Source organism: Mesorhizobium sp. WSM4819 (assembly GCF_055811215.1).
In genome coordinates this window covers 1-23,410 of sequence record NZ_JBVVQO010000020.1, presented here as the reverse complement: position 1 = coordinate 23,410, position 23,410 = coordinate 1, and the positions used below count along the sequence as shown (strand labels likewise).

Below are 23,410 nucleotides of genomic sequence, written 5' to 3'. Positions count from 1 at the left end.
TGATGCGCCGCATGACCGAACCGAGACGCAAGCGCGGCGCCGAGCGAACCAGCAACAGGGGACCGGCCGCCATCCCGCAACTGCCGTTGCGCCGCGTGACAAATCCCTATCCGCCGATGGCGATGCTCTCGGCCGACGAGATCGAGGCGATCCACCAGGCGTCGATGCACATTCTGGAGAATTTCGGCATCGAGGTGATGAGCCCGCGGGCGCTTTCGCTGTTCGAGAAGGCCGGCGCCAAGGCTGATCATGCGTCGATGACTGTCCGCATCGAGCGCGGCATGGTCGACGAGGCACTGAAGACGACGCGGTCCAGCTATACGCTGACGCCGCGCAACCCGGCCCACACAGTCCATCTCGGCGGCAACACCATCAATTTTACGCTCGTCGCCGGACCGCCGAACGTGCATGACATGGAACGCGGCCGGCGCGCCGGCAATTTGCGCGACTATTGCGATCTCACCCGGCTGGCGCAGCATTTCAACTGCATCCAAATGCTCGGCAATCAGGTCTGCGCACCGGTGGAACTGCCGGCCAACTCACGCCACCTCGACACCTATTTCGCCAATCTGACGCTGACCGACAAGAGTTTTCACGTCTCGGCGATCGGCCGCGGCAGGGCGCTGGATGGCATCGAAATGATGGCGATTTCGCGGGGCTTGAGCCTCGACCAGATGCGCGACGATCCCGGCGTCACCACCATCATCTCGGTCAACTCGCCGCGCCGCTTCGACGAGATGATGGCCGAAGGGCTGATGACCATGGCCGAGTTCGGCCAGTCGGTTGCGGTGACGCCGTTCACGCTGATGGGGGCGATGAGCCCGGTGACGCTTGCCGGCGCGCTGGCGCAACAGAACGCCGAGGCGCTGTTCGGCGTGGTCTTGACGCAGCTTGTCCGCCCTGGCGCCCCGGTCATGTACGGCGCCTTCACCTCCAATGTCGACATGAAGTCCGGTGCGCCGGCCTTTGGTACGCCAGAGAACACCAAGGCCAACATCGCCTCCGGGCAATTGGCACGGCGCTATGGACTGCCCTACCGGACGACGCCGGGCTCGGCCTCCAACGCCGCCGACGCGCAAGGCGCCTATGAGACGCTGATGGCGCTGTGGGGCGCGGTGCTCGGCCACGGCAATCTCGTCTACCACGCAGCCGGCTGGCAGGAGGGCGGGCTGACCGCATCGTTCGAAAAGTTCATCATCGACGTCGAGATGATCCAGCACATGATGGAGTTTTTGCGCCCGATCGAAGTCAACGAGGCGGAACTCGCCGTCGAGGCGCTGGGTGCGGTGCCGACCGGCGGCCATTTCTTCGGCGAGCCGCACACGCTGGAGCGCTATGCAACCGCCTTCTACCAGCCGATGCTCTCGAATTGGCAGAACTACGAGGCCTGGCAGGAGGCCGGCGGGCTAGACGCCACGGCGCGGGCGACGCGGCTGTGGAAGAAAGCGCTGGAAGATTATGTCGAACCGACGATTGATATTGCCGTGCGCGAGGCGCTGGAGGCGTATGTGGCCAGGCGCAAGGAAGCGATCGGGCAGGGCGAGCCGTGATGGTCGAAGGCTTGCGCTCGTGTGGCTTGGCTCCTCCCGCACCGATTCATCTCACCCCTCTAACTCCCTGAAATAACGAGAAAAACCCATGAAATCGCATGCGAAGGTCGTGGTCATTGGCGGAGGCGTTGTCGGCTGTTCGGTGCTGTTCCATCTCGCCCGTCACGGCTGGACCGACATTGTGCTTCTGGAGCGCGACGAGTTGACTTCCGGCTCGACCTGGCACGCGGCCGGCGGCATGCACACGATCAATGGCGATCCCAACGTCGCCAAGCTGCAGAAATACACGATCTCGCTCTACAAGGAGATCGAGGAGCTGTCCGGCCAGGCGACCGGCGTGCATCTGACCGGTGGCGTGCTTCTGGCGGCGACCGAGGCGCGGCTCGACTGGCTGCGCAGCGTTGTCGCCAAGGGCCGCTATCTCGGCATCGACCTCGAGGAGATCTCGCCTGATGAGGCGGCCGAGTTGATGCCGTTGCTCGACCCGAAACAGTTCGTCGGCGCGGTGCGCAACAAGGAGGACGGTCATCTCGACCCGTCCGGCGTCACCCACGCCTATGCCAAGGCGGCCAGAAAACTTGGCGCCGAGGTTGAGCGCTTCACCAAGGTCGAGGATATCGTGCGCCGCGCCGACGGGCTGTGGCGGATCATCACCAACAAGGGCGAGGTGGTGGCCGAGCATGTCGTCAACACCGGCGGCCTGTGGGCGCGCGAGGTCGGCCGCATGGTGGGCCTCGAACTGCCGGTTCTGGCGATGGAGCACATGTACCTGATCACCGAGGACATGCCGGAGGTCGCCGCCTGGAACCAGGAGACCGGCACGGAGATCATCCACGCGGTCGATTTCGACGGCGAGCTCTATCTGCGCCAGGAGCGCGGCGGCATGCTGATGGGCACCTATGAGAAGGCCAACAAGCCATGGTCCGAGCTTCAGACACCGTGGAATTTCGGCCACGAGCTTCTCGAGCCCGACATCGACCGCATCGCGCCGTCATTGGAAGTCGGGTTCCGGCATTTCCCGGCCTTCCAGAACACCGGCATCAAGCAGATCATCAACGGCCCTTTCACCTTCGCGCCCGACGGCAATCCGTTGGTCGGGCCGGTGCGCGGCCTGCCTGGCTTCTGGGTCGCCTGCGGCGTCATGGCCGGCTTTTCGCAGGGCGGCGGTGTTGGCCTGGCGCTGTCGAACTGGATGATCGAGGGCGATCCCGGCGCCGACATCTGGGCGATGGACGTCTCTCGCTACGGCGACTGGGCAACGATGGCCTACACCAACGCCAAGGTGCGCGAGAATTATTCGCGGCGTTTTTCCATCCGCTTCCCCAATGAGGAACTGCCTGCCGGGCGGCCGCTCAAGACCACGCCGGTCTACGACCTTTTGTCGGCGAAGGGCGCGCAGTGGGGCGTGGCCTATGGGCTGGAAGTGCCGTTGTGGTATGCGCCCGAAGGCGTCAGGGATGAGTTCTCGTGGCGGCGCTCGAGCGATTTCGAGCATGTCGCAAAGGAGGTGAGGACGGTGCGGACAAGTGTCGGCCTGTCGGAAATCTCGTCCTTCGCCAAATTCAGGGTGACGGGCGCGGGCGCGGCGGCCTGGCTCGACCGCCTGCTGGCCTGCAAGCTGCCAAAGCCCGGCCGCATGACGCTGGCGCCGATGCTGAAGCAAGACGGCAGGCTGATCGGCGACTTTTCGCTGGCCAATCTCGGCAGCGGCAATTCCAGCGGGGAGGGCTGGTTCCTCGCCGGTTCCGGCATTGCCGAGCAGTATCACATGCGCTGGTTCGAGGCGCATCTGCCGCAAGATGGCTCGGTCCATATCGAGGCGCTGGGGGCGAGACTGACGGGCCTGTCGATCGCCGGTCCGAGGGCGCGGGACGTGCTGGCAAAAGCCACGCGGGCGGATGTGTCGAATGCGGCGTTTCCGTTCATGGCGACGGCCAGGATGGATATCGGCATGGCGCCGTGCCTGGTCGGCCGCGTCAGCTACACCGGCGATCTCGGCTACGAGATCTGGGTGGCGCCGGAATATCAGCGTGCCGCGTACCAGACCCTGATGGCGGCCGGCGAAGACTTCGGCATCGGCCTGTTCGGCGCGCGCGCGCTCAACGCGCTGCGGCTGGAGAAGAATTACGGCTCGTGGGCGCGCGAATACCGGCCGATCTACGGACCGCTGGAGGCCGGGCTCGACCGTTTCGTCGCCTATGGGAAAGAAACCGATTTCATCGGCAAGCAGGCGGCACTCGCCGAGCGCCAGCAAGGCGGCAAGCTGCGACTGCGCGCCTTTGTCGTCGATGCGGCAGACGCCGACGTCATCGGCGACGAGCCGATCTGGTTCGACGGCGCGGTGCGCGGCTGGGTCACGTCAGGCGGCTACGCACATCATTCGAAGGCGTCGGTGGCCCTGGGCTATGTGCCGAAGGAGATCGCCGACGAAGCCGATGGTTTCGAGATCGAGCTCTTGGGCAAGCGCTACACCGCACGGGTGCAGCCGACGCCGCTGTTCGACGCGAATCTCGAGCGGATGCGAGGGTGATGGCGCCGCTAGGTGGAGGCTATCCAAAATGCGCGGGGTCGGCAGGACAGAGGGGGCGCGAAGGATCGCCCACTTCGACAAGCAAAACGCCAAATAGCGTGACGCCTGGCCCAGCTACCGCACCGGCGCCGTCAGCGCGAAATGACCACCCTGTGGGTCCGTGCACATCACGATCCAGCCGCCGCCGGGAACCTCCATCGGTCCCATCAGGATCGTGCCGCCATTATCGGTGACACGCTTGGCCGCCGCGTCGATTGCGGGGAGATTGAAATAGAACTGCCAGACCGGCACCGGAACCTGCTCGGGCTTGTTCATCATGCCGCCGACAGGTTCGCCGCCGGCGGCAAACAGCTGGTAGGTGCCCATCGGCCCCATATCCATGGCGTCGCCCTTGGTCCAGCCGAATTGCCCGGCATAGAAATCGAACGCGGCGTGCCAGTCTGTCGTGTAGAGTTCATGCCAGCCGATATTGCCGGGAGTAGTAGCCGGCAACGGCGGCTGGTCAGGGCCGATCGGCTGCAGGAAGTTGAACACCGCGCCTTGCGGATCGGCGACGACGGCAAAGCGGCCGACGCCCGGAATGTCATCGGGTTCGCGGTGAACCGCACCGCCGGCGCCCTTCAGCGATTTCGTCGAAGCATCGACATCCCCGGTATGGATGTAACCGACCCAGGCTGGCGGCATGCCCGTCTTGCGCACTTCGTCCGGCTGCGTCATCAGCCCGGCAACGCCGCGCTCGCCGACATTCATCACGATATCGCGCGGCATGCCGGGCGCGCCGTCGAAGGGCTGCGCCTTCCAGCCCACCACGTCGGTGTAGAACGCTTCGGCGGCGTCGAGATCGGTGGTCATCAGCTCGTACCAGAAGAAGGACGTCGGGGAGTTTGGCATTGTCGTGCTCCTTGGGTTTCCAGTCATCGATCATGCGTGATCCATCTAGGACGATTTTCGCGACGGAATTCCGACATCTGGGCCAGTAATCGATGGCGGCAAGGCACCCCTCGTTCGCAATCTTGCGCATGCTGCGGTTTTCGACTTTGCTTATCGTCAACGGAGAGTGTTGATCCATGCGCCGGATGTCGCTCACTTCAGAGCTTGTCGCGCTATGCCATCGGGAGGAGGCCGATCCCGGTCCCGATGGCAGCTGGACGCAATTGAACGATGAGGATTTCCAAACCCTCGCGTCGCGGCTATCTGATGAAGCAGACGCGGGCCCCTTGTGGGTTTTCGCCTATGGCTCGCTGATCTGGAAGCCGGCTTTCGAGTCAGTCGAACAACAACGCGCCACCGCTTTCGGCTGGCATCGGTCCTTCTGCCTCGACATGGTCCGCTGGCGCGGCAGCGCTGCGCAGCCGGGCTTGATGATGGCGCTCGAACGGGGCGGACGGTGCAACGGGGTGATCTACCGCTTGCCGGAAGGCGAAAAACCGCTCCAGATCGAAAGACTGTTGCGGCGCGAGATCAGCGATCACGAGAGTATCGGCTCAGTCAGGTGGCTTCCCGTGCATACGGCTCAAGGCACGCTCAGGGCGCTGGGCTTCTGGGTCGGTGTGACCGGCAGGGGGACGTCGCTCAACCAGCCGCTGGAGAGGGTAGCGCAAGTGCTGGCGCGGGCGTGTGGGCATGTCGGGTCCGGCGCCGAATATCTCTTCAACACCGTCCATCATCTGGAAGAATTCGGCATTCGCGACCGCAATCTGTGGCGGCTGCAGGAACTGGTCGCGAACGAGATCAGGTCGATCCATGGCCGCGAGGCCCGATTACAAAATGATCTCGGGATGGAAATACGATAAGAACATTTCGACTGAGAAGCTGAAGGTCTCGTCGAGCGAAGGTTGGCGGAATAGGAGACAAAGGCCCGACCGATCTTTGATCGGGCCTCCGCGTCTTCAGGCTACGCGGCTACCGAAGTCGGCAAGTCGCGCATTCTGGTATAGCTTGCCTGAAGGGTCGGGCCGAGAGCGGTTTTTACTGAGATTTGGCCACGATCATTGCGAATGTTCAGCTGAGACGTCACGGGAAGAACCCATTCGAAGGGGTTGCTGATACCGCCGACAACACTCCTAACATTCGGCGGCATCCGCACCTTGACGTCGAGGTCAACCACGTCCGCAGACGCCGTATTAGGGGTGTAGACACCATCGTATTGTCCGCCGCCAGTATCGAAGCCATAGACGAGCCCGTCATCGAAGGTGAGGGTGGCGTAGCCGTCGCCGGCGCTGCCGATGAAGTGGATGAGATACATTCCGTTTCGCATTTTACTGGCACCTTTCTTAAGTTGAGTTAATTCGAATTCCCGGATTGAGCTCGGCAGCCTCATAAAGAGGGCGACGAAAGCCTCTACCGGACCGGGGATGCTTCTACTTTCCGACAGCCATTGAGCGACTGCGCCGACAGTTACTCCGACCAACCGAGCGAATTCAGCTTGGCTGATACGCAGCTCGGCAATGGCCTCTTTCAGCTCCAATCCAGTCATTGAATATCCTTAGTTGATCGATGTTGATCATGTTAATATACACATTGTGGGAATGCAATAGGCTGCCACCCTTATTTGCTGGCTGTGAAAACAGATCAATTGATCCATAACATGACTATAATAATCATGTTAGCGAAGCTTTTCAGCAGCTTGGCTGAAAATTGACCAATTGATAAAAAAACAAAACGTGCTAGCCTTCCGCAAAACAACAAGGAATGGGGAAGCGGAATGGCGACTGGTCATTTCAAGCAGGGCATTGCCGGCGGGCGGCTTTCGCCCGAGCAATATGCCGATAATTTTTCCGACCTGCATCCGCCGCTCGATCATCACGAGGCGCTGGTCGAGTCCGATCGCTGCTATTTCTGCTACGATGCGCCGTGCATGAACGCATGCCCGACCTCGATCGACATCCCGCTGTTCATCCGCCAGATCTCGACCGGCAACCCGATCGGCTCGGCCAGGACGATTTTCGACCAGAACATTTTGGGCGGCATGTGCGCCCGCGTCTGCCCGACCGAGACGCTATGCGAAGAGGTTTGCGTGCGCGAAGTGGCGGAAGGCAAGCCGGTGCAGATCGGCCGCCTGCAGCGTTATGCCACCGATGTCGCGATGGCTGAGAACAAGCAGTTCTATGCGCGCGCCGCTCCGACCGGCAAGACGGTCGCCGTGGTCGGCGCCGGACCGGCCGGGCTTGCCGCCGCCCATCGGCTCGCCCGCCACGGTCACGACGTGACCATCCTGGAGGCGCGCCCGAAAGCCGGCGGTCTCAATGAATACGGCATCGCCGCTTACAAGAGCATCGACAATTTTGCCCAGGCCGAGGTCGACTATGTCATTTCGATCGGCGGCATCGACATCCAGAACGGCAAGGCGCTTGGCCGCGATTACCAGCTGTCGGACCTGACCAGGAATTACGATGCAGTGTTCCTCGGCATGGGGCTTGGCGGCGTCAACGCGCTGCGCGCCGACGGCGAGGACGCGCAGGGCGTCACCAATGCGGTGGAGTTCATTGCCGAGCTTCGCCAGGCCAGCGATCTTGCCAGCCTGCCGGTCGGCCGGCGCGTCGTTGTCATCGGCGGCGGCATGACGGCGATCGACGCGGCGGTGCAATCAAAGCTGCTCGGCGCCGAAGAGGTGACGATCTGCTACCGGCGCGGCCAGGAGCACATGAACGCCTCGGAATTCGAGCAGGACCTGGCCGCCGCCAACGGCGTCATCATCCGTCACTGGCTGCAGCCGAAGCGGGTCATTGCCGAAGGCGGCAAGGTGTCGGGCATCGAGCTTGAATATACGGCGATGGATGGCGAGAAACTCGTCGGCACCGGCGAGCGGCTGACGCTCACCGCCGACCAGGTGTTCAAGGCGATCGGCCAGAGCTTTGTCCCGGCTGCGCTCAACGGCAGCGGCGCCTTGCTGGCGCTGGAAGCCGGCCGCATCAAGGTCGACGCCGAAGGCCGCACCTCGCTGCAAAACGTCTGGGCCGGCGGCGACTGCATCTATGGCGGCGACGACCTCACCGTCTCGGCAGTCGCGCAGGGGCGCGACGCGGCCGAATCGATCCACCGGGCACTGACCTCGAACGGGAGGGCATGAGCATGGCAGATATCAGAAACAATTTCGTCGGCATCAAATCGCCGAATCCGTTCTGGCTAGCCTCGGCGCCGCCGACCGACAAGGCCTACAATGTCATCCGCGCCTTCAGGGCGGGCTGGGGCGGCGTTGTCTGGAAGACGCTCGGCGAAGAGGGGCCGCCGGTGGTCAATGTCAACGGCCCGCGCTATGGCGCGATCTGGGGCGCCGATCGCCGCCTGCTCGGCTTGAACAACATCGAGCTGATCACCGACCGCGACTTGCAGACCAATCTGCGCGAGATCAAGCAGGTCAAGATGGACTGGCCCGACCGCGCCATCGTCGTCTCGCTGATGGTGCCTTGCGAGGAGCATGCGTGGAAGGCGATCCTGCCGGTGGTCGAGGAGACCGGGGCCGACGGCATCGAGCTCAATTTCGGCTGCCCGCACGGCATGTCGGAACGCGGCATGGGTGCTGCCGTCGGCCAGGTGCCGGAATACATCGAAATGGTGGTGCGCTGGTGCAAGGCCAATACCCGCATGCCTGTCATCACCAAGCTGACGCCGAACATCACCGATATACGCAAGCCGGCGCGTGCCGCCCTTGCCGGCGGCACCGACGCGGTGTCGCTGATCAACACCATCAATTCGATCACCGGCGTCAATCTCGACAGTTTCGCACCGGAGCCGACGATCGACGGCAAGGGTTCGCATGGCGGCTATTGCGGCCCGGCGGTGAAGCCGATCGCCATGAACATGGTCGCCGAGATCGCCCGCGATCCGGAAACGCAGGGCTTGCCGATCTCCGGCATCGGCGGCATCACCACCTGGCGCGACGCTGCCGAATTCATGGCGCTCGGCGCCGGCAATGTGCAGGTGTGCACGGCGGCGATGACCTATGGCTTCAAGATCGTGCAGGAGATGATCGCCGGTCTCGAAAACTGGATGGACGAGAAGGGCCATGCTTCGCTCGACGACATCGTCGGCCGCGCCACGCCCAACGTCACCGACTGGCAATACCTCAACCTCAATTACGTCGCCAAGGCGCATATCGACCAGGAGGCGTGCATCAAGTGCGGCCGCTGCCACATCGCCTGCGAGGACACCTCGCACCAGGCGATCACCGCAATCGTCGACGGCGTCAGACGTTTCGAGGTGATCGAGGCCGAATGCGTGGGCTGCAACCTCTGCGTCAATGTCTGCCCGGTCGAGAACTGCATCACCATGGAACCGCTGGCGGCCGGCGTCATCGACCAGCGCACCGGCAGACCGGTGTCGCCGGTCTACGCCAACTGGACGACGCATCCAAACAACCCGATGGCCAAGGTGGCCGCGGAGTAAGTTTGGTCGAAGTGCCAGATCGGTTTCGTCCGGTTGAATTGTCGAGGTTGGCGCTGCCCCTCATCCGCCTGCCGGCACCTTCTCCCCGTATAGTGACGGGGAGAAGGGGGATTGCCGCAACCTCGCCGCCCTTTTTGCACCGCCGACAATTGGCGAAATCATCGGTGATAGCGTCTTTCTCCCCGTCACTATACGGGGAGAAATGCCCGGCAGGGCAATGAGGGGCAGCGCAACCCTTTGAAAAGGAACCGTAAGGCCCGGATATTCCTATTGCGGATAAAAATTATCCATGATAAGATATATCCATGAATTGGGACTCAGAAAAATGAAGCTGGGCGAGGGCGTTGAAGCGGCCATCCACTGCGCCGCCATGCTTGCCGGCGTGGAGGGCGCGGCGACCATGCCGGGTGCTGCCATGGCGGAAGCGTTCGGCCTGTCGCAAAGCTATCTGCTCAAGCATCTCAACGCGCTGACGGCGTCGGGTATCCTGGAATCGGTGCCGGGGCCATCGGGCGGTTACCGGCTGGCGCGGCCGGCGGAGCGCATAACGCTGCTCGACATCGTGCTCGCCGTCGAAGGACGCGAACCGGCCTTCCGCTGCGGCGAAATCCGTCAGCGCGGGCCGGCCAGGCTCGATGCCTCGGCCTATGTCAAACCTTGCGGCATCAGCGTCGCGATGCTGAAGGCCGAGCGCGCCTATCGCACCGCTCTTGCCGAGGCCCGGCTGTCCGACATCGTTGCGGAATACGTGAGCGATGCCGATCCCCGTTCAGTCGCCGCCAACTGCGCCTTTGTCGAGCGTAATCAACGACCGCAGAAATCCAGTTCAACCAAGCAAGCGTGAAGGGAAAGAGAATGAAGCAGAGGCTGCAATTCTTCGGCGCGGCGCCGGAAATCATGAAAGCGGTATCGGCGCTCAACAAGGCGGTCGACGAGTGCGGGCTCGAGGCAAGCCTGCTGCATCTGATCAAGCTGCGGGCGTCGCAGATCAATGGCTGTTCCTATTGCGTCGAGATGCATAGCCGCGAGGCGCGTCACGACGGCGAGACCGAACAGCGGCTCTATCTCGTCTCCGCCTGGAAGGAATCGCCGCTGTTTTCCGAGCGCGAACGCGCTGCCTTCGCCTGGACCGAAATGGTGACGAAGATCGCCGACAGCGGCGTGCCGGACGATCTCTACGCTCGCACGCTCGAACACTTCTCGGAAGAGGAACTGGTCAAGCTGTCCGTCGCGATCGGCATGATCAACACCTGGAACCGGCTCTGCGTGCCCTTCCACGCCATTCATCCGGTAGCGGCTGCCAAGGCCGCCTGAGCGGACGAAACTGGGTGGGCAGCCTTAACGCCGCGCGTCTCTTTTTGCTTTGGGATCAAGACCATGTTGTTGAATTTTGAGAATGAGATTCTGGTTGCCGCACGCCTGCTGCTTGGCGGCGCCTTTGTCTTTGCCGGCCTGCGCAACATCCAGAATGCAGGCTTCCTGACCCAGTTGATGACGATGCGAGGCGTGCCGCAGGCGCGGCTGATGCTGTGGCTGGGGATCGTCCTGCAAATCGTTTCCGGAGCGCTGGTGATATCAGGTGTCTGGACCGCTGCCGCGGCTCTGTGCCTGGTGCTGTTCCTGATGGTGGCCACACCGATGTTCCACAATTTCTGGGATCATCAGGGGCCCGAGCGTGCGTCGCGCATCAACGGCTTTGTCGGCAACGTGGCGCTGACCGGAGGTTTCCTGGCGCTGGCGGCGCAGCCGCTTTGACGGTTCGGTGGCCGCCTCGCGGAGGCAGCCACCGTAGCCTCTGGCAAACGGTCTCAATCTGTCAAACCATATTGCTGAAGCGTCAGCTCTTCGGCTTCAGCCCGTCGATGAACAATTGTTCGAGAAACCTTGCAGCATCCTCGAAGCGGCCGTCGCCGCCGCGGTCGGGGCCGAGCACGGCGCGGACCTGAACGTCGAAATCGGCATAGTGCTGCGTCGTCGCCCAGATCGAGAAGATCAGGTGCCAGGGGTCGGTGGGCGCGATCTTGCCGGCGCGCATCCAGCCTTTGATGACGGCGGCCTTCTCGTCGACCAGCGTCTTCAGCTCGCCTTCCAGCATCGGCATGATGCGCGGCGCGCCCTGCAGGATCTCGTTGGCGAACAGGCGGCTTTCCCTGGGGAAATCGCGCGCCATTTCGAGCTTGCGCCTGATATAGCTGCGCAATTCGGTCAAGGGATCGCCGATGTCGTCGAGTTCGCGCAGCGGCGCCAGCCAGGTGTCCAGAAGCCGCTGCATCAGCGTCTCGTGGATATCCTCCTTGCGGCGGAAATAGTAGAGCAGGTTCGGCTTCGACATGCCGGCGGCTTCGGCGATCTGGTCGATGGTCGAACCGCGAAAGCCGCTGGTCGAGAACACCTCGAGCGCCGCCTCCAGGATCAGCTCGCGCTTTTCCTGCTGGATGCGGGTGCGGCGAGGGGCCGGAATTTCCATGTCGGCCGTCACCGCGGCATACCATGGCTTGGAGAGCCATCTGGACCAATTCTCTGGACCAGTTTTTCTCCGGCCTGTGGAGCGCGCCTCAGCTGCCGCATTTCCGCTAGTAATCCCTTGACCGCCGACAGGGCGGTGCTAACGTTTGTCCAATCGGTCAAAATTTGCGTAGCACGAAAACGCAGCAGAGACCAAGTGTCGGGAAGACCAAGCGTTAGCCGCACCGAAACAGGTTACAAGGGGAAGTCTTGGTCATGTCCAACCGGCTGAAAGTCACGCCGAACGATCTCAGCGCATTCTGGATGCCGTTCACGGCAAACCGGCAGTTCAAGCAGGCGCCGCGCATGATGGTGTCCGCCAAGGACATGCATTACACGACGAGCGACGGTCGCACGGTTTTAGACGGCACTGCCGGCCTGTGGTGCGTCAATGCCGGCCACTGCCGGCCGAAGATCACCGAGGCGATCCAGAGCCAGGCCGCCGAGCTCGACTATGCGCCGGCGTTCCAGATGGGTCACCCGATCGTCTTCGAATTGGCGAACCGTTTGGTCGACCTGGCGCCGGAGGGCATGGACCACGTGTTCTTCACCAATTCCGGATCGGAGTCGGTCGAGACCGCGCTGAAGATGGCGATCGCCTATCACCGCGCCAAAGGCGAGGGCTCGCGCACCCGGCTGATCGGCCGCGAGCGCGGCTATCACGGCGTCAATTTCGGCGGCATCTCGGTCGGCGGCATCGTCACCAACCGCAAGATGTTCGGCACGCTGCTCGGCGGCGTCGACCACATGCCGCACACCCACCTGCCCGAGAAGAATTCGTTCACCAAGGGCGTGCCCGAGCATGGCGCGGAATTGGCCAACGAGTTGGAGCGCATCGTCGCGCTGCACGACGCCTCGACCATCGCGGCCGTCATCGTCGAGCCGGTGGCCGGTTCCACCGGCGTCATCCTGCCGCCGAAGGGCTATCTCGAGAGGCTGCGCGAGATTTGCACCAGGCACGGCATCCTTTTGATCTTCGACGAGGTCATCACCGGTTTCGGCCGTCTCGGCACGCCGTTTGCCGCCGACTATTTCGGCGTCACGCCCGACATCATGACCACCGCCAAGGGCGTCTCCAACGGCGTCATCCCGATGGGCGCGGTGTTCGTCAAGAAGGAAATCCACGACGCCTTCATGACCGGCCCCGAGCATATGATCGAGTTCTTCCACGGCTACACCTATTCGGGCAATCCGATCGCCTGTGCGGCGGCGCTGGGCACGCTCGATACCTATAAGGAAGAGGGCCTGCTGACCCGCGGCCAGGAACTGGCGCCGTATTGGGAAGACGCGCTGCATTCGCTGAAGGGCGAGCCGAACGTCATCGACATCAGAAACATCGGCCTGATCGGTGCGATCGAACTGGCGCCCATCCCCGGCAGTCCGACCAAGCGTGCCTTCTCGGCTTTTGTGAAAGCGTTCGAGCGCGGCGCGCTGATCCGCACCACCGGCGACATCATCGCGCTGTCGCCGCCGCTGATCATCACCAAGGGCCAGATCAACGAATTGATCGACCATGTGCGTGAAGTGCTGAGGGCGGTGGATTGAGAAACGCAACGCGACTTTCCCTCCCCCTTGAGGGGAGGGTGGCCGCGAAGCGGTCGGGTGGGGTCGGTGGCGACGCGCGCCAACCTGATCTCTTGCTGCGAGGACGCTTCTGATGCCCCGTACCCGCGTGAGCTTCGAAATGCGTCAAAAGGCGCGCGCGCTTCGAGTTCATGCAACCAAGGGCGAATGTTTGCTTTGGTATGAACTGCGCGAGCTGAAATCGGCCGGCATCAAGTTCCGCCGTCAGTGCCCAATCGGGCCTTATATCGTCGACTTCGCTTGCCTCGCGGTAAAGCTGGTCGTGGAAGTCGATGGCGATCTGCACGAGCAGGAACGAGGCAAGCGGCACGATGCTGTCCGTGATGCCTATTTGCGATCGCTCGGGTTCGATGTCTTTCGCGTTGATGAGCCTGATGTCATAAGCAGTGCATGGCATGTTGCGCAGGTGGTGAAGGAGAAGGTCGCGCGCATGTTCGGCGACCCCACCCGACCGCTTCGCGGCCACCCTCCCCTCAAGGGGGAGGGGAACGCCGGCGCGCTTCGCCACAATCGATGAGGTTTTAGAAAATGGCCGCTCCGGGCGAGAATCTGCGAATCAATTCAGACCGTTTGTGGGATTCGATAATGGAGATGGCGAAGATCGGCCCCGGGGTTGCCGGCGGCAACAATCGCCAGACGTTGACCGACGCGGACGGCGAGGGGCGGCATCTGTTCAAGCGCTGGTGCGAGGCGGCGGGACTTGAAATGGGCCTCGACGAGATGGGCACGATGTTTGCCCGCCGCGAGGGCACCGAGCCCGATCTGGCGCCGGTCTATGTCGGCAGCCATCTCGACACCCAGCCGACCGGCGGCAAGTATGACGGCGTGCTTGGCGTGCTCGGCGGCCTGGAGATCGTGCGCTCGCTCACCGAGCTCGGCATCAAGACAAAACATCCGATCGTCGTCACCAACTGGACGAACGAGGAAGGCGCGCGCTTTGCGCCGGCGATGATGGCATCCGGCGTGTTCGCCGGCGTCCTCGACCAGGCCGACGTCTATTCGCATGTCGACAAGGACGGCAAGAAGTTCGGCGAGGAGCTCGAACGCATCGGCTGGAAAGGCAGCGAGAAAGTCGGTGAGCGCAAGATCCACGCCTTCTTCGAGCTGCATATCGAGCAGGGCCCGATCCTCGAGGATGAGGGCATCGACATCGGCGTCGTCACCCATGGCCAGGGATTGAAATGGCTGCAGGTGACGCTGACCGGCAAGGAGGCGCATACCGGCTCGACGCCGATGCCGAAGCGCCGCAATGCTGGGCTCGGCATGGCGCGGGTGATCGAACTGGTGCACGAGATCGCCATGGACTACCAGCCCGACGCCGTCGGCGCGGTCGGCCACATGGAGGTCTATCCGAACTCGCGCAACATCATCGCCGGCCGCACCATGTTCACCATCGACATCCGCTCACCGGAAAAGGAAGTGCTCGACGCCATGGACGGGCGCATCCGCGAAGGCATCGACACGATCTGCGAAGCGCTCGACATCAAATATCAAATCGACCAGGTCGGCCATTTCGATCCGGTGACTTTCGATCCGGGCTGCGTCAAGGCAGTGCGGGATGCGGCCGAGCGCTTGGGTTATACGCATCGCAACATCGTCTCCGGCGCCGGCCACGACGCCTGCTGGATCAACCGCGTCGCGCCGACGGCAATGGTGATGTGCCCCTGCGTCGACGGGCTCAGCCACAACGAGGCCGAGGAAATCACCAAGGAATGGGCGGCGGCCGGCGCCGACGTGCTGTTCCACGCGGTGGTCGAGACAGCGGTGATTGTGGAGTGAGACGTCGGCGCTGTACCCCCACCCCTAACCCCTCCCCACGGGGGGAGGGGGACTGGCAATGCCGGCTCCTCTTCCTGGGGCGAAAGCTTTGATGGGTTCAGCTGTGATAGTGCGACGAAAAGCCTCCCTCCCCCTTGTTGGGAGGGATTGAGGGTGGGGGTACTCGTCTTGGCACCGACCGCGATCGATCCAGCCGCCATAAAGTGTGCCAGGGCACTGCGCCGGAACATGACGGATGGTGAACGCAAGCTCTGGTCTGAATTGAAAGAGTTCCGTCGCCTCTACAGCCTGCATGCCAGGAAGCAGGCGCCGATCGGACCTTACATTGCGGACTTCGTGTTACATGAGAAGAACCTCGTCATCGAGGTCGATGGAGAGCATCACTTCACGCCGGAGCAGATGGACAAGGATCGAATACGCGATGCATGGTTTGGCCGACAGGGCTATCGTGTGCTGCGGTTTTCGACAGGAGACCTGGCAAATTCTTTCGACGGTTGCGTCGAGGAGATATTGCGGGAAGTTGGAGTCATGTAGAGGCCGTTCAGGGCTCGATCCCGAACCGATCTAATCAAGCAGGCCGCTCACCAAGAAGCGCGAGAAAAACAAGGGAACAAGAAAATGACCAAAGTCATCAGGAACGGCACCATCGTCACCGCCGATCGTACGTGGAAAGCCGATGTGCTGATGCAGCACGGCAAGATCGTCGCCATCGGTTCGAACCTGCATGGCGACCATGAATTCGACGCCAGCGGCTGCTATGTCATGCCGGGCGGCATCGATCCGCACACCCATCTCGAAATGCCGTTCATGGGCACCTATTCGGCCGACGATTTCGAGAGCGGCACCCGCGCCGCGCTTGCCGGCGGCACCACGATGGTTGTCGATTTCTGCCTGCCGGCGCCGCAGCAGTCGCTGCTCGAGGCCCTGCAGATGTGGGACAACAAGACCTCGAAAGCCTCCTGCGACTATTCTTTCCACATGGCGATCACCTGGTGGGGCAAGCAGGTGTTCGACGAGATGGCCAGCGTCGTCGACAAGGGCATCACTTCGTTCAAGCACTTCATGGCCTACAAGGGCGCCCTGATGGTCGACGACGACGAGATGTATTCGTCGTTCCAGCGCTGCGCCGATCTTGGCGCGCTGCCGCTGGTCCATGCCGAGAATGGCGACGTGGTGGCGGCGCTGTCGCAGAAGCTGCTGACCGCCGGCAATAACGGCCCCGAAGGGCACGCTTACTCGCGGCCGCCGGAAGTGGAAGGCGAGGCGACCAACCGCGCCATCATGATCGCCGACATGGCCGGCGTGCCGCTCTATGTCGTGCATGTCTCCTGCGAGCAGGCCCATGAAGCCATTCGCCGGGCGCGCCAAAAAGGCATGCGGGTGTTCGGCGAGCCATTGATCCAGCATCTGACGCTCGACGAGAGCGAATATTTCGACAAGGACTGGGACCATGCGGCGCGCCGCGTCATGAGCCCGCCGTTCCGCAACAAACTGCACCAGGATTCGCTGTGGGCCGGCCTGCAGGCGGGATCACTGCAAGTGGTGGCGACCGACCATTGCGCCTTCACCACCAGCCAGAAGCGCAACGGTGTCGGCGATTTCACCAAGATTCCGAACGGCACCGGCGGGCTCGAGGACCGCTTGCCGGTGCTGTGGACCACCGGCGTCAACACCGGCCGGCTGACGATGAACGAGTTCGTCGCGGTGACCTCGACCAACATCGCAAAAATCCTCAACATGTATCCGAGGAAGGGCGCCATCGTCGAAGGCGCCGACGCCGACATCGTCGTCTGGGACCCGAAGCGCACAAAGACGATTACTTCCGAGAAGCAGCAGTCGGTGATCGACTACAACGTCTTCGAAGGTGTTGAGGTGACCGGCCTGCCGCGCTTCGTCTTCTCGCGCGGCGAATTGTCGATCCAGGAGAACGAGGTCAAGGCGAAGCCAGGCCATGGCGAGTTCGTCGGCCGCGAGCCGAATGCCGCGGTCAACCGGGCGCTGTCGACCTGGAAGGAAATCTCCGCGCCGCGCAAGGTGGAACGGTCAGGTATTCCGGCGACCGGGGTGTGAGCTTGCGCAAGGACGGTACTGTCCCGGTGCTAGTGTTTGTCGAAGTCGGCGATGAGGGGCAGCGCAAACCTGAAGCGATTGCACTGTCTCTATGCCCGATACCAATTGGCCGGCGGGTAGCCCGCCTATCGCGCGACCAGCCCCTCCAGTTCCGGCAGCAGCACGACGCTTTCCTGTTCGTTGGGATCGGTGCGGGCGATGACCGCCGAGGCCGGGCTGTCGCTCAGATTGGCCGGCAGATGCGGCACGCCGGCGGGAATGTAGAAAAGGTCGCCGGCCTTGGCGACGATCCGCTGCTCGAGCCGGTCGCCATACCAGGTATGGACCTCGCCGGAGAGCACATAGATCGCCGTTTCATGGCTTTCGTGCATATGCGCCTTGGCGCGGGCACCGGGCGGCATGGTGAGCAGGTGCATGCAGATACCGGTAGAGCCGACCGTTTCGGCGGCGATGCCGGCGAAATAACTCAGTCCCTGCTTGCCTTCATAAGAGCTTTCGGGGCGGATAAGATGGCAGGTGGGTTTGGATGACATCGGGCAAACTCTCGATCGAGTGGGACAAGATAAGTGGAAAGCAGCATTTTGGCAAAAGCAACGGGTAACCGGCCGCCGCGGCGGCGACGCGAAAAGCCAGGCTGCGGCCTATGACCGGACAGTCGCCAGCCGTCGTTTCGGCAAGCAAGCTCGGCCTGACCTTCCAGACCAGCGACGGTCCGGTGCAGGCGCTGTCGAATGTCGACCTGACCATCGGCAAGGGCGAATTCGTCTCCTTCATCGGGCCGTCCGGCTGCGGCAAGACGACCTTGCTGCGGGTCATCGCCGATCTCGAGAAACCGACATCGGGAAGCATCTCTGTCAATGGCGTGACGCCGGAGCAGGCGCGCGAAAACCGCGCCTATGGCTATGTCTTCCAGGCGGCCGCACTTTATCCGTGGCGCACGATCGAGCGCAATGTGGCGCTGCCGCTGGAGATCATGGGCCTGTCGAAGGCAGAGCAGGCGGCGCGCATCAAGCGCACGCTCGACCTCGTCAACCTGTCCGGCTTCGAGCAGAAGTACCCGTGGCAGCTTTCCGGCGGCATGCAGCAGCGTGCCTCGATCGCGCGGGCGTTGGCCTTCGATGCCGATCTTCTGTTGATGGACGAGCCGTTCGGCGCGCTGGACGAAATCGTGCGCGACCACCTCAACGAACAGCTTCTGGAGCTTTGGGATCGGACCAACAAGACCATCTGCTTCGTCACCCATTCCATTCCCGAGGCGGTCTACCTGTCGACACGGATCATCGTCATGTCGCCGCGCCCGGGCCGCGTCAGCGACGTCATCGAATCGACGCTGCCGAAAAAGCGGCCGCTCGACATTCGCGAGACGCCGGAGTTTTTGGCGATCGCGGCGCGCGTGCGCGACGGGCTCAGGGCAGGGCACAGCTATGAGGATTGAGCGGGATGGGCTCCCTCCTCTCCCCGACGGGGCCAGCGGGCCCATCCATGCCTTCGTCTACTCAGTAAGACTAGGGCGGAGCCGCCGCGAAGCGGCGTTCATCGAGAGCACGGCCAACCACGCCTTCGTCATCCTAGGGCGAAGCAGCCGCGAAGGGACGCGGCGCAGGGCAGGGCACAGCTATGAGGATTGAGCGGGATGGGCTCCCTCCTCTCCCCGACGGGGAGAGGGTGGCCGGAGCGAAGCGGAGGTCGGGTGAGGGGGCGGCGCCGACAGATCCGACGAAAAGAAATGTCGGGGCAACCGCTCGCGCTCGAAAGCTGCGGGTCGACGAAACCGAGGCTGAGTACCGACTTTGGGGGGAACTGAGAGGACGTCATCTCAACGGCTACAAATTTGTGAGGCAAGTGCCGCTTGGACCTTTCATCGCGGATTTCGTTTGTCGCGAGAAGGGTCTGATTGTCGAACTCGATGGCAGCCAGCATGCGGATTCACCAACCGACCCCGCCAGGACGGCCTGGCTGAATGGCCATGGTTATTCCGTTCTCCGGTTCTGGAACCATGAAGTTTTGGCCGAGCGCCGAGCGGTCCTTGATACGATCCTGGCTTGCCTCGACGGAAAGATTTCTACCCCCTCACCCGGCCTCCGCTTCGCTCCGGCCACCCTCTCCCCGTTGGGGAGAGGAGGGCGCCAGTCTGGCGAGGGCCGCTGATGGACTCCTTTCGCGACAAGATCGTTCCGGTGACCTCGATCCTCGCAGGCGTGGTGGTCGTCTGGTATGTTTTCGCCGTCATCCTCAACGCGCCGTTCCAGCGCGATCTCGACCGCCGTGCCGGCGAGACGCCGGGGATCGTGGAGTTTATCGGCAAGACGATGTCGCAGCCCAAGCCGACTCTGCCGGCGCCGCATCAGGTGGCGGTGAATTTCTTCGAGAACACGTTTCTGCGCAAGGTCACCAGCAATCGCAGCCTTGTCTACAATGCCTGGGTGACGCTGTCCTCGACGCTGCTCGGCTTCGCTTTCGGCACGGCGCTCGGCATCCTGATTGCCGTCGGCATCGTCCATGTGGCGACGCTCGACCGCAGCATGATGCCGTGGATCATCGCCTCGCAGACCATTCCGATCCTGGCGGTGGCGCCGATGATCATCGTCGTGCTGGCGGCGATCGGCGTCACCGGCCTGATCCCGAAGGCGCTGATCTCGACCTATCTGTCGTTCTTTCCGGTGGCGGTCGGCATGGTCAAGGGGCTGCGTTCGCCCGAACTCACCCATCTCGACCTGATGCACACCTACAATGCCAGCCCCTCGCAGACCTTCTGGAAACTGCGGGTGCCGGCGTCGGTGCCGTTCCTGTTCACCTCGATGAAGGTGGCGGTGGCCGCCAGCCTGGTCGGCGCCATCGTCGGCGAACTGCCGACCGGTGCCGTCGCCGGCATCGGCGCCAAGCTGCTCGCCGGCGCCTATTACAGCCAGACCATCGACATCTGGTCGGCGCTGGTGGCGGGCTCGGTGGTGGCGGCGCTATTGGTGATGGTGGTCGGCATGGCCGGGCGCATCGTCGACCGCGCCATGGGCGGGAGGCCCGCATGAGTTCCCTCCTGAGCCTTTCGTCGATCGCCCCCCGCTCGTGGCAAGGGTATGCCTCGCTTGTCCTTCTTGCCGGCGCGCTGCTTCTTTGGCCGCTTGTCGATGCGGCGCCCGGCTACGGTGTCGGTACTGCGGCTTTGATTTTCTTGTTGCTGCTCCTGGCAATTGGGGCCGATAATTTCCCGCCGGCAATTGGGGTGGTGTTGCTCTTCCTTGGCGCGCATGGCGCAGCGTGGCTGCTGCTCGCCGGCATAACCGGCAATGAGGGCACCGCCCGCGCGTCGTTTTATCTGCTGCTTGCCGCGGCATGGCTCCTGGCCTGGCGCTGCGTGACGGTGCTGTCCGCGCTTCGCCCGGCCTCGCGTTGGGCGGCGACCGCTTTGAGGCTGATCATTCCGGCGATCTTCGGCGCCTGGATCCTGATCATCTGGGAGGCGGTGACGCGCGGTGCGGGCATTCCTTTCATCCTGCTGCCGCCGCCAAGCGCGATCGGCGTGCGCATCGCCAATTCGCTGCCGGTGCTGGCCGCCGACGTGCGGCAGACCATCTTCAAGGCCGTGATCTTTGGGTATGTGGTTGGCAGCGGTGCTGGCTTCCTCGCCGCCATCGCGGCCGACCGCGTGCCGTTCCTGCGCCGCGGGCTTTTGCCGATCGGCAATATGGTGTCGGCGCTGCCGATCATCGGCGTTGCGCCGATCATGGTCATGTGGTTCGGCTTCGACTGGCAGTCGAAGGCCGCCGTCGTCATCATCATGACCTTCTTCCCGATGCTGGTGAACACGGTCGCCGGGCTTGCCGCCTCCGGCCATATGGAACGCGACCTGATGCGCACCTATGCGTCGAGCTACTGGCAGACGCTGTTCAAGCTGCGGCTGCCGGCGGCAGCCCCCTTCATCTTCAACGCGCTGAAGATCAATTCGACGCTGGCGCTGATCGGCGCCATCGTCGCGGAGTTCTTCGGCACGCCGGTGGTCGGCATGGGATTCCGGATTTCGACCGAAGTCGGACGGATGAATATCGACATGGTCTGGGCCGAAATCGCAGTTGCAGCACTTGCGGGTTCGGTCTTTTATGGCGTGGTCGCTCTTTTCGAGAGAGCAGTCACGTTTTGGCATCCCTCCGTCCGTGGTGGATAGGGCGGTGGCGGGTTTGGAATCAGGGTTGGATTGAAGGTCCTGGTCCTAAAAGGGTGAACACTTAACTCCAGAGGGTAAAAGCATGAAAAGACTTGTTGTTTCGATGCTGGCCGGCGCGATGTCGCTTGCCGCGTTCCAGGCAATGGCCGCAGACAAGGTGACGCTGCAGCTGAAATGGGTCACGCAGGCCCAGTTCGCCGGCTACTACGTCGCCAAGGACAAGGGTTTTTATGAGGCCGAGGGCCTCGACGTCGAGATCAAGCCGGGCGGCCCCGATATCGCGCCCGAGCAGGTGATCGCCGGTGGCGGCGCCGACGTCATCGTCGACTGGATGGGCGGTGCGCTGGCCGCACGCGAAAAGGGCGTGCCGCTGGTCAATATCGCCCAGCCGTTCAAGAAGGCCGGCATGCAGCTGGTCTGCCCGAAGGACGGCCCCGTCAAAACCGAAGCCGACTTCAAGGGCCATACGCTCGGCGTCTGGTTCTTCGGCAACGAGTATCCGTTCTACGCCTGGATGAACAAGCTCGGCTTGAAGACCGACGGCGGCCCGGATGGCGTCACCGTGCTGAAGCAGAGTTTCGACGTGCAGCCGCTGATCCAGAAGCAGGCAGATTGTATTTCGGTCATGACCTACAACGAATACTGGCAGCTCATCGATGCCGGCTACAAGCCGGAAGAGCTGATCGTGTTCAACTACTCGGCCATGGGGAACGACCTGCTTGAGGACGGTCTCTACGCCCTGGAGGACAAGCTCAAGGATCCGGCCTTCGAGGACAAGATGGTGCGTTTCGTGCGCGCCTCGATGAAGGGCTGGAAATACGCCGTCGACAATTCCGACGAGGCGGCCGGCATCGTCATGGACAATGGCGGCCAGGACGAGAACCACCAGAAGCGCATGATGGGCGAAGTCGCCAAGCTGATCGACAACGCCGACGGCAAGCTCGACCCGGCGACCTACGCGCGCACCGCCAAGGCGCTGCTCGACCAGAAGATCATCACTAAGGAGCCGACCGGCGCCTACACGACCGCCATCACCGACAAGGCCATCAAGTAAGCCGTCAACCAGGGCTCTGGGGTCCGCAGTTTGAAAAAAGGGGACGGGCGACCGCCCCCTTTTTGGATGTAAAATAGCCGTTACCGGTGGAAACATCCGCTCGCCACAACCGTTGTTCCAGTGCATCCTGCTTCAGCGGATGTCATCGTCACAACGGAGAATTCCATGCGCATGCAATCCTTCCCGCCGATGCTTTCGGCGCTCGCCGTTTCGGCTTCCTTCCTGTGCGCTTCACCGGCCTTGGCCGACATGATGAAGATGAAGGCGACGCTCGATGGCGCTCAGCAGAATCCACCCGTCACCACGGAGGGCAAAGGCGAGGCGACTCTCGGCTTCAACACCGACACGAAACAGCTCACCTGGAACGTGATGTATTCAGGTCTCAGTGGACCGGCGACGGCCGGACATATTCACGGTCCGGCAGCAAAGGGTGAAAACGCCGACGTCGTCGTCCCGTTCAAGGGCGCTCCGAAAAGCCCGTTCAAGGGGGCGGCGACCCTGACCGACGCGCAGGCTGCCGACCTGATGGCCGGCAAATACTACATCAACATCCATACGGCGGCCCACAAGGACGGCGAGATCCGCGGGCAGATCGAGAAGGCGGCGACGATGTAGCATAGGCCGCCGAAGGGCGCTGCATTAAGCTGTCAAAGTCTGCGGGACAGCACCCCCCTCTGCCCTGCCGGGCATCTCCCCTTGAGGCAGGCAGTTGGATATTCGATAGTGTCCTGAAGGTTCTGCAAAAAGCTCTGGAGAGAGAGCAGCCCTTACTCTGAGGCGAGGGGCGGCCATGG

General features: G+C 62.8%; 23 protein-coding genes. 19 read left to right on the top strand and 4 right to left on the bottom strand.

The window, feature by feature from the left end:
• Positions 1 to 11: 11 nt before the first annotated feature.
• The gene (locus AC0L18_RS18860; protein WP_473493702.1) at positions 12 to 1,550 is read left to right on the top strand and encodes a trimethylamine methyltransferase family protein; all 1,539 of its coding nucleotides are present in this window, start codon (positions 12 to 14) and stop codon (positions 1,548 to 1,550) included.
• A gap of 88 nt (positions 1,551 to 1,638) precedes the next feature.
• The gene (locus tag AC0L18_RS18855) at positions 1,639 to 4,080 is read left to right on the top strand and encodes a GcvT family protein (RefSeq protein WP_473493701.1); all 2,442 of its coding nucleotides are present in this window, start codon (positions 1,639 to 1,641) and stop codon (positions 4,078 to 4,080) included.
• 114 nt (positions 4,081 to 4,194) lie between these two features.
• Here the strand turns inward: AC0L18_RS18855 and AC0L18_RS18850 are convergent, their stop codons facing one another.
• Complete coding sequence (locus tag AC0L18_RS18850) at positions 4,195 to 4,971, bottom strand: VOC family protein (RefSeq protein ID WP_473493700.1); 777 nt, start codon at positions 4,969 to 4,971, stop codon at positions 4,195 to 4,197.
• Between the two features lie 176 nt (positions 4,972 to 5,147).
• Between AC0L18_RS18850 and AC0L18_RS18845 the strand changes: the two genes are divergently transcribed.
• Entirely contained in the window at positions 5,148 to 5,873 is a 726-nt protein-coding gene (locus tag AC0L18_RS18845) for a gamma-glutamylcyclotransferase (RefSeq protein ID WP_473493699.1), read from the top strand.
• A gap of 101 nt (positions 5,874 to 5,974) precedes the next feature.
• Here the strand turns inward: AC0L18_RS18845 and AC0L18_RS18840 are convergent, their stop codons facing one another.
• The gene (locus tag AC0L18_RS18840; RefSeq protein ID WP_473493698.1) at positions 5,975 to 6,556 is read right to left on the bottom strand and encodes a helix-turn-helix domain-containing protein; all 582 of its coding nucleotides are present in this window, start codon (positions 6,554 to 6,556) and stop codon (positions 5,975 to 5,977) included.
• 228 nt (positions 6,557 to 6,784) lie between these two features.
• Here AC0L18_RS18840 and AC0L18_RS18835 point away from each other — a divergent pair, with 228 nt between their 5' ends.
• The 5 genes from AC0L18_RS18835 to AC0L18_RS18815 all read left to right on the top strand — a co-directional run bounded on the left by AC0L18_RS18835 (position 6,785) and on the right by AC0L18_RS18815 (position 11,220).
• A complete protein-coding gene (locus AC0L18_RS18835) occupies positions 6,785 to 8,149 on the top strand; it encodes an NAD(P)-dependent oxidoreductase (protein ID WP_473493697.1) in 1,365 nt (454 codons plus the stop codon).
• Between the two features lie 2 nt (positions 8,150 to 8,151).
• The gene (gene preA, locus AC0L18_RS18830; protein WP_287242381.1) at positions 8,152 to 9,465 is read left to right on the top strand and encodes an NAD-dependent dihydropyrimidine dehydrogenase subunit PreA; all 1,314 of its coding nucleotides are present in this window, start codon (positions 8,152 to 8,154) and stop codon (positions 9,463 to 9,465) included.
• A 325-nt stretch (positions 9,466 to 9,790) separates the two neighbouring features.
• Positions 9,791 to 10,309, top strand: coding sequence for an RrF2 family transcriptional regulator (locus tag AC0L18_RS18825; RefSeq protein WP_473493763.1), 519 nt, complete (start codon positions 9,791 to 9,793; stop codon positions 10,307 to 10,309).
• Between the two features lie 11 nt (positions 10,310 to 10,320).
• On the top strand, positions 10,321 to 10,779 hold the full coding sequence (locus tag AC0L18_RS18820; protein ID WP_473493696.1) for a carboxymuconolactone decarboxylase family protein: 459 nt from the start codon (positions 10,321 to 10,323) through the stop codon (positions 10,777 to 10,779).
• A gap of 63 nt (positions 10,780 to 10,842) precedes the next feature.
• Complete coding sequence (locus AC0L18_RS18815) at positions 10,843 to 11,220, top strand: DoxX family protein (protein WP_473493695.1); 378 nt, start codon at positions 10,843 to 10,845, stop codon at positions 11,218 to 11,220.
• Between the two features lie 82 nt (positions 11,221 to 11,302).
• Here the strand turns inward: AC0L18_RS18815 and AC0L18_RS18810 are convergent, their stop codons facing one another.
• Complete coding sequence (locus AC0L18_RS18810) at positions 11,303 to 11,932, bottom strand: TetR family transcriptional regulator C-terminal domain-containing protein (RefSeq protein ID WP_128174246.1); 630 nt, start codon at positions 11,930 to 11,932, stop codon at positions 11,303 to 11,305.
• Between the two features lie 254 nt (positions 11,933 to 12,186).
• Here AC0L18_RS18810 and aptA point away from each other — a divergent pair, with 254 nt between their 5' ends.
• The 5 genes from aptA (at position 12,187) to hydA (ending at position 17,403) form a co-directional block, all read left to right on the top strand.
• Complete coding sequence (aptA, locus tag AC0L18_RS18805) at positions 12,187 to 13,515, top strand: omega-aminotransferase AptA (protein WP_128180662.1); 1,329 nt, start codon at positions 12,187 to 12,189, stop codon at positions 13,513 to 13,515.
• A gap of 112 nt (positions 13,516 to 13,627) precedes the next feature.
• A complete protein-coding gene (locus AC0L18_RS18800) occupies positions 13,628 to 14,071 on the top strand; it encodes an endonuclease domain-containing protein (protein ID WP_473493694.1) in 444 nt (147 codons plus the stop codon).
• Positions 14,072 to 14,082: 11 nt separating this feature from the next.
• Positions 14,083 to 15,333 carry a Zn-dependent hydrolase gene (locus AC0L18_RS18795; RefSeq protein WP_473493693.1) on the top strand — a complete coding sequence of 417 codons (1,251 nt, stop codon included), beginning with the start codon at positions 14,083 to 14,085 and terminating at the stop codon, positions 15,331 to 15,333.
• A gap of 153 nt (positions 15,334 to 15,486) precedes the next feature.
• On the top strand, positions 15,487 to 15,867 hold the full coding sequence (locus AC0L18_RS18790; RefSeq protein ID WP_473493692.1) for an endonuclease domain-containing protein: 381 nt from the start codon (positions 15,487 to 15,489) through the stop codon (positions 15,865 to 15,867).
• An 84-nt stretch (positions 15,868 to 15,951) separates the two neighbouring features.
• Positions 15,952 to 17,403: a dihydropyrimidinase gene (hydA, locus tag AC0L18_RS18785; RefSeq protein WP_473493691.1), complete on the top strand. Its 1,452-nt coding sequence runs from the start codon at positions 15,952 to 15,954 to the stop codon at positions 17,401 to 17,403.
• 125 nt (positions 17,404 to 17,528) lie between these two features.
• Here the strand turns inward: hydA and AC0L18_RS18780 are convergent, their stop codons facing one another.
• Positions 17,529 to 17,936, bottom strand: a complete 408-nt coding sequence (locus AC0L18_RS18780) for a cupin domain-containing protein (RefSeq protein WP_091600272.1) — start codon at positions 17,934 to 17,936, stop codon at positions 17,529 to 17,531.
• A 110-nt stretch (positions 17,937 to 18,046) separates the two neighbouring features.
• Here AC0L18_RS18780 and AC0L18_RS18775 point away from each other — a divergent pair, with 110 nt between their 5' ends.
• The 6 genes from AC0L18_RS18775 to AC0L18_RS18750 all read left to right on the top strand — a co-directional run bounded on the left by AC0L18_RS18775 (position 18,047) and on the right by AC0L18_RS18750 (position 23,231).
• Positions 18,047 to 18,838 carry an ABC transporter ATP-binding protein gene (locus AC0L18_RS18775; protein ID WP_091600271.1) on the top strand — a complete coding sequence of 264 codons (792 nt, stop codon included), beginning with the start codon at positions 18,047 to 18,049 and terminating at the stop codon, positions 18,836 to 18,838.
• Positions 18,839 to 19,020: 182 nt separating this feature from the next.
• Positions 19,021 to 19,551, top strand: coding sequence for an endonuclease domain-containing protein (locus AC0L18_RS18770; RefSeq protein ID WP_473493690.1), 531 nt, complete (start codon positions 19,021 to 19,023; stop codon positions 19,549 to 19,551).
• Entirely contained in the window at positions 19,551 to 20,429 is an 879-nt protein-coding gene (locus AC0L18_RS18765) for an ABC transporter permease (protein WP_473493689.1), read from the top strand. Before AC0L18_RS18770 ends, AC0L18_RS18765 begins: the two co-directional genes overlap by 1 nt.
• The gene (locus tag AC0L18_RS18760; RefSeq protein WP_473493688.1) at positions 20,426 to 21,562 is read left to right on the top strand and encodes an ABC transporter permease; all 1,137 of its coding nucleotides are present in this window, start codon (positions 20,426 to 20,428) and stop codon (positions 21,560 to 21,562) included. The genes AC0L18_RS18765 and AC0L18_RS18760 overlap by 4 nt, the downstream gene beginning before the upstream one ends.
• Positions 21,563 to 21,644: 82 nt before the next feature.
• Positions 21,645 to 22,616 (top strand): ABC transporter substrate-binding protein, encoded by a 972-nt coding sequence (locus AC0L18_RS18755; protein WP_023798699.1) that lies wholly within the window; start codon positions 21,645 to 21,647, stop codon positions 22,614 to 22,616.
• 165 nt (positions 22,617 to 22,781) lie between these two features.
• Positions 22,782 to 23,231 carry a CHRD domain-containing protein gene (locus AC0L18_RS18750; protein WP_473493687.1) on the top strand — a complete coding sequence of 150 codons (450 nt, stop codon included), beginning with the start codon at positions 22,782 to 22,784 and terminating at the stop codon, positions 23,229 to 23,231.
• The last annotated feature ends 179 nt before the right edge of the window (positions 23,232 to 23,410 follow it).

Bases quoted from the DNA above. Each gene is read 5' to 3' on its own strand.
- AC0L18_RS18860 (WP_473493702.1), top strand. From the start codon at position 12: ATGACCGAACCGAGACGCAAGCGCGGCGCCGAGCGAACCAGCAACAGG.
- AC0L18_RS18855 (WP_473493701.1), top strand. From the start codon at position 1,639: ATGAAATCGCATGCGAAGGTCGTGGTCATTGGCGGAGGCGTTGTCGGC.
- AC0L18_RS18850 (WP_473493700.1), bottom strand. From the start codon at position 4,971: ATGCCAAACTCCCCGACGTCCTTCTTCTGGTACGAGCTGATGACCACC.
- AC0L18_RS18845 (WP_473493699.1), top strand. From the start codon at position 5,148: ATGCGCCGGATGTCGCTCACTTCAGAGCTTGTCGCGCTATGCCATCGG.
- AC0L18_RS18840 (WP_473493698.1), bottom strand. From the start codon at position 6,556: ATGACTGGATTGGAGCTGAAAGAGGCCATTGCCGAGCTGCGTATCAGC.
- AC0L18_RS18835 (WP_473493697.1), top strand. From the start codon at position 6,785: ATGGCGACTGGTCATTTCAAGCAGGGCATTGCCGGCGGGCGGCTTTCG.
- preA (WP_287242381.1), top strand. From the start codon at position 8,152: ATGGCAGATATCAGAAACAATTTCGTCGGCATCAAATCGCCGAATCCG.
- AC0L18_RS18825 (WP_473493763.1), top strand. From the start codon at position 9,791: ATGAAGCTGGGCGAGGGCGTTGAAGCGGCCATCCACTGCGCCGCCATG.
- AC0L18_RS18820 (WP_473493696.1), top strand. From the start codon at position 10,321: ATGAAGCAGAGGCTGCAATTCTTCGGCGCGGCGCCGGAAATCATGAAA.
- AC0L18_RS18815 (WP_473493695.1), top strand. From the start codon at position 10,843: ATGTTGTTGAATTTTGAGAATGAGATTCTGGTTGCCGCACGCCTGCTG.
- AC0L18_RS18810 (WP_128174246.1), bottom strand. From the start codon at position 11,932: ATGGAAATTCCGGCCCCTCGCCGCACCCGCATCCAGCAGGAAAAGCGC.
- aptA (WP_128180662.1), top strand. From the start codon at position 12,187: ATGTCCAACCGGCTGAAAGTCACGCCGAACGATCTCAGCGCATTCTGG.
- AC0L18_RS18800 (WP_473493694.1), top strand. From the start codon at position 13,628: ATGCCCCGTACCCGCGTGAGCTTCGAAATGCGTCAAAAGGCGCGCGCG.
- AC0L18_RS18795 (WP_473493693.1), top strand. From the start codon at position 14,083: ATGGCCGCTCCGGGCGAGAATCTGCGAATCAATTCAGACCGTTTGTGG.
- hydA (WP_473493691.1), top strand. From the start codon at position 15,952: ATGACCAAAGTCATCAGGAACGGCACCATCGTCACCGCCGATCGTACG.
- AC0L18_RS18780 (WP_091600272.1), bottom strand. From the start codon at position 17,936: ATGTCATCCAAACCCACCTGCCATCTTATCCGCCCCGAAAGCTCTTAT.
- AC0L18_RS18775 (WP_091600271.1), top strand. From the start codon at position 18,047: ATGACCGGACAGTCGCCAGCCGTCGTTTCGGCAAGCAAGCTCGGCCTG.
- AC0L18_RS18770 (WP_473493690.1), top strand. From the start codon at position 19,021: ATGAGGATTGAGCGGGATGGGCTCCCTCCTCTCCCCGACGGGGAGAGG.
- AC0L18_RS18765 (WP_473493689.1), top strand. From the start codon at position 19,551: ATGGACTCCTTTCGCGACAAGATCGTTCCGGTGACCTCGATCCTCGCA.
- AC0L18_RS18760 (WP_473493688.1), top strand. From the start codon at position 20,426: ATGAGTTCCCTCCTGAGCCTTTCGTCGATCGCCCCCCGCTCGTGGCAA.
- AC0L18_RS18755 (WP_023798699.1), top strand. From the start codon at position 21,645: ATGAAAAGACTTGTTGTTTCGATGCTGGCCGGCGCGATGTCGCTTGCC.
- AC0L18_RS18750 (WP_473493687.1), top strand. From the start codon at position 22,782: ATGCGCATGCAATCCTTCCCGCCGATGCTTTCGGCGCTCGCCGTTTCG.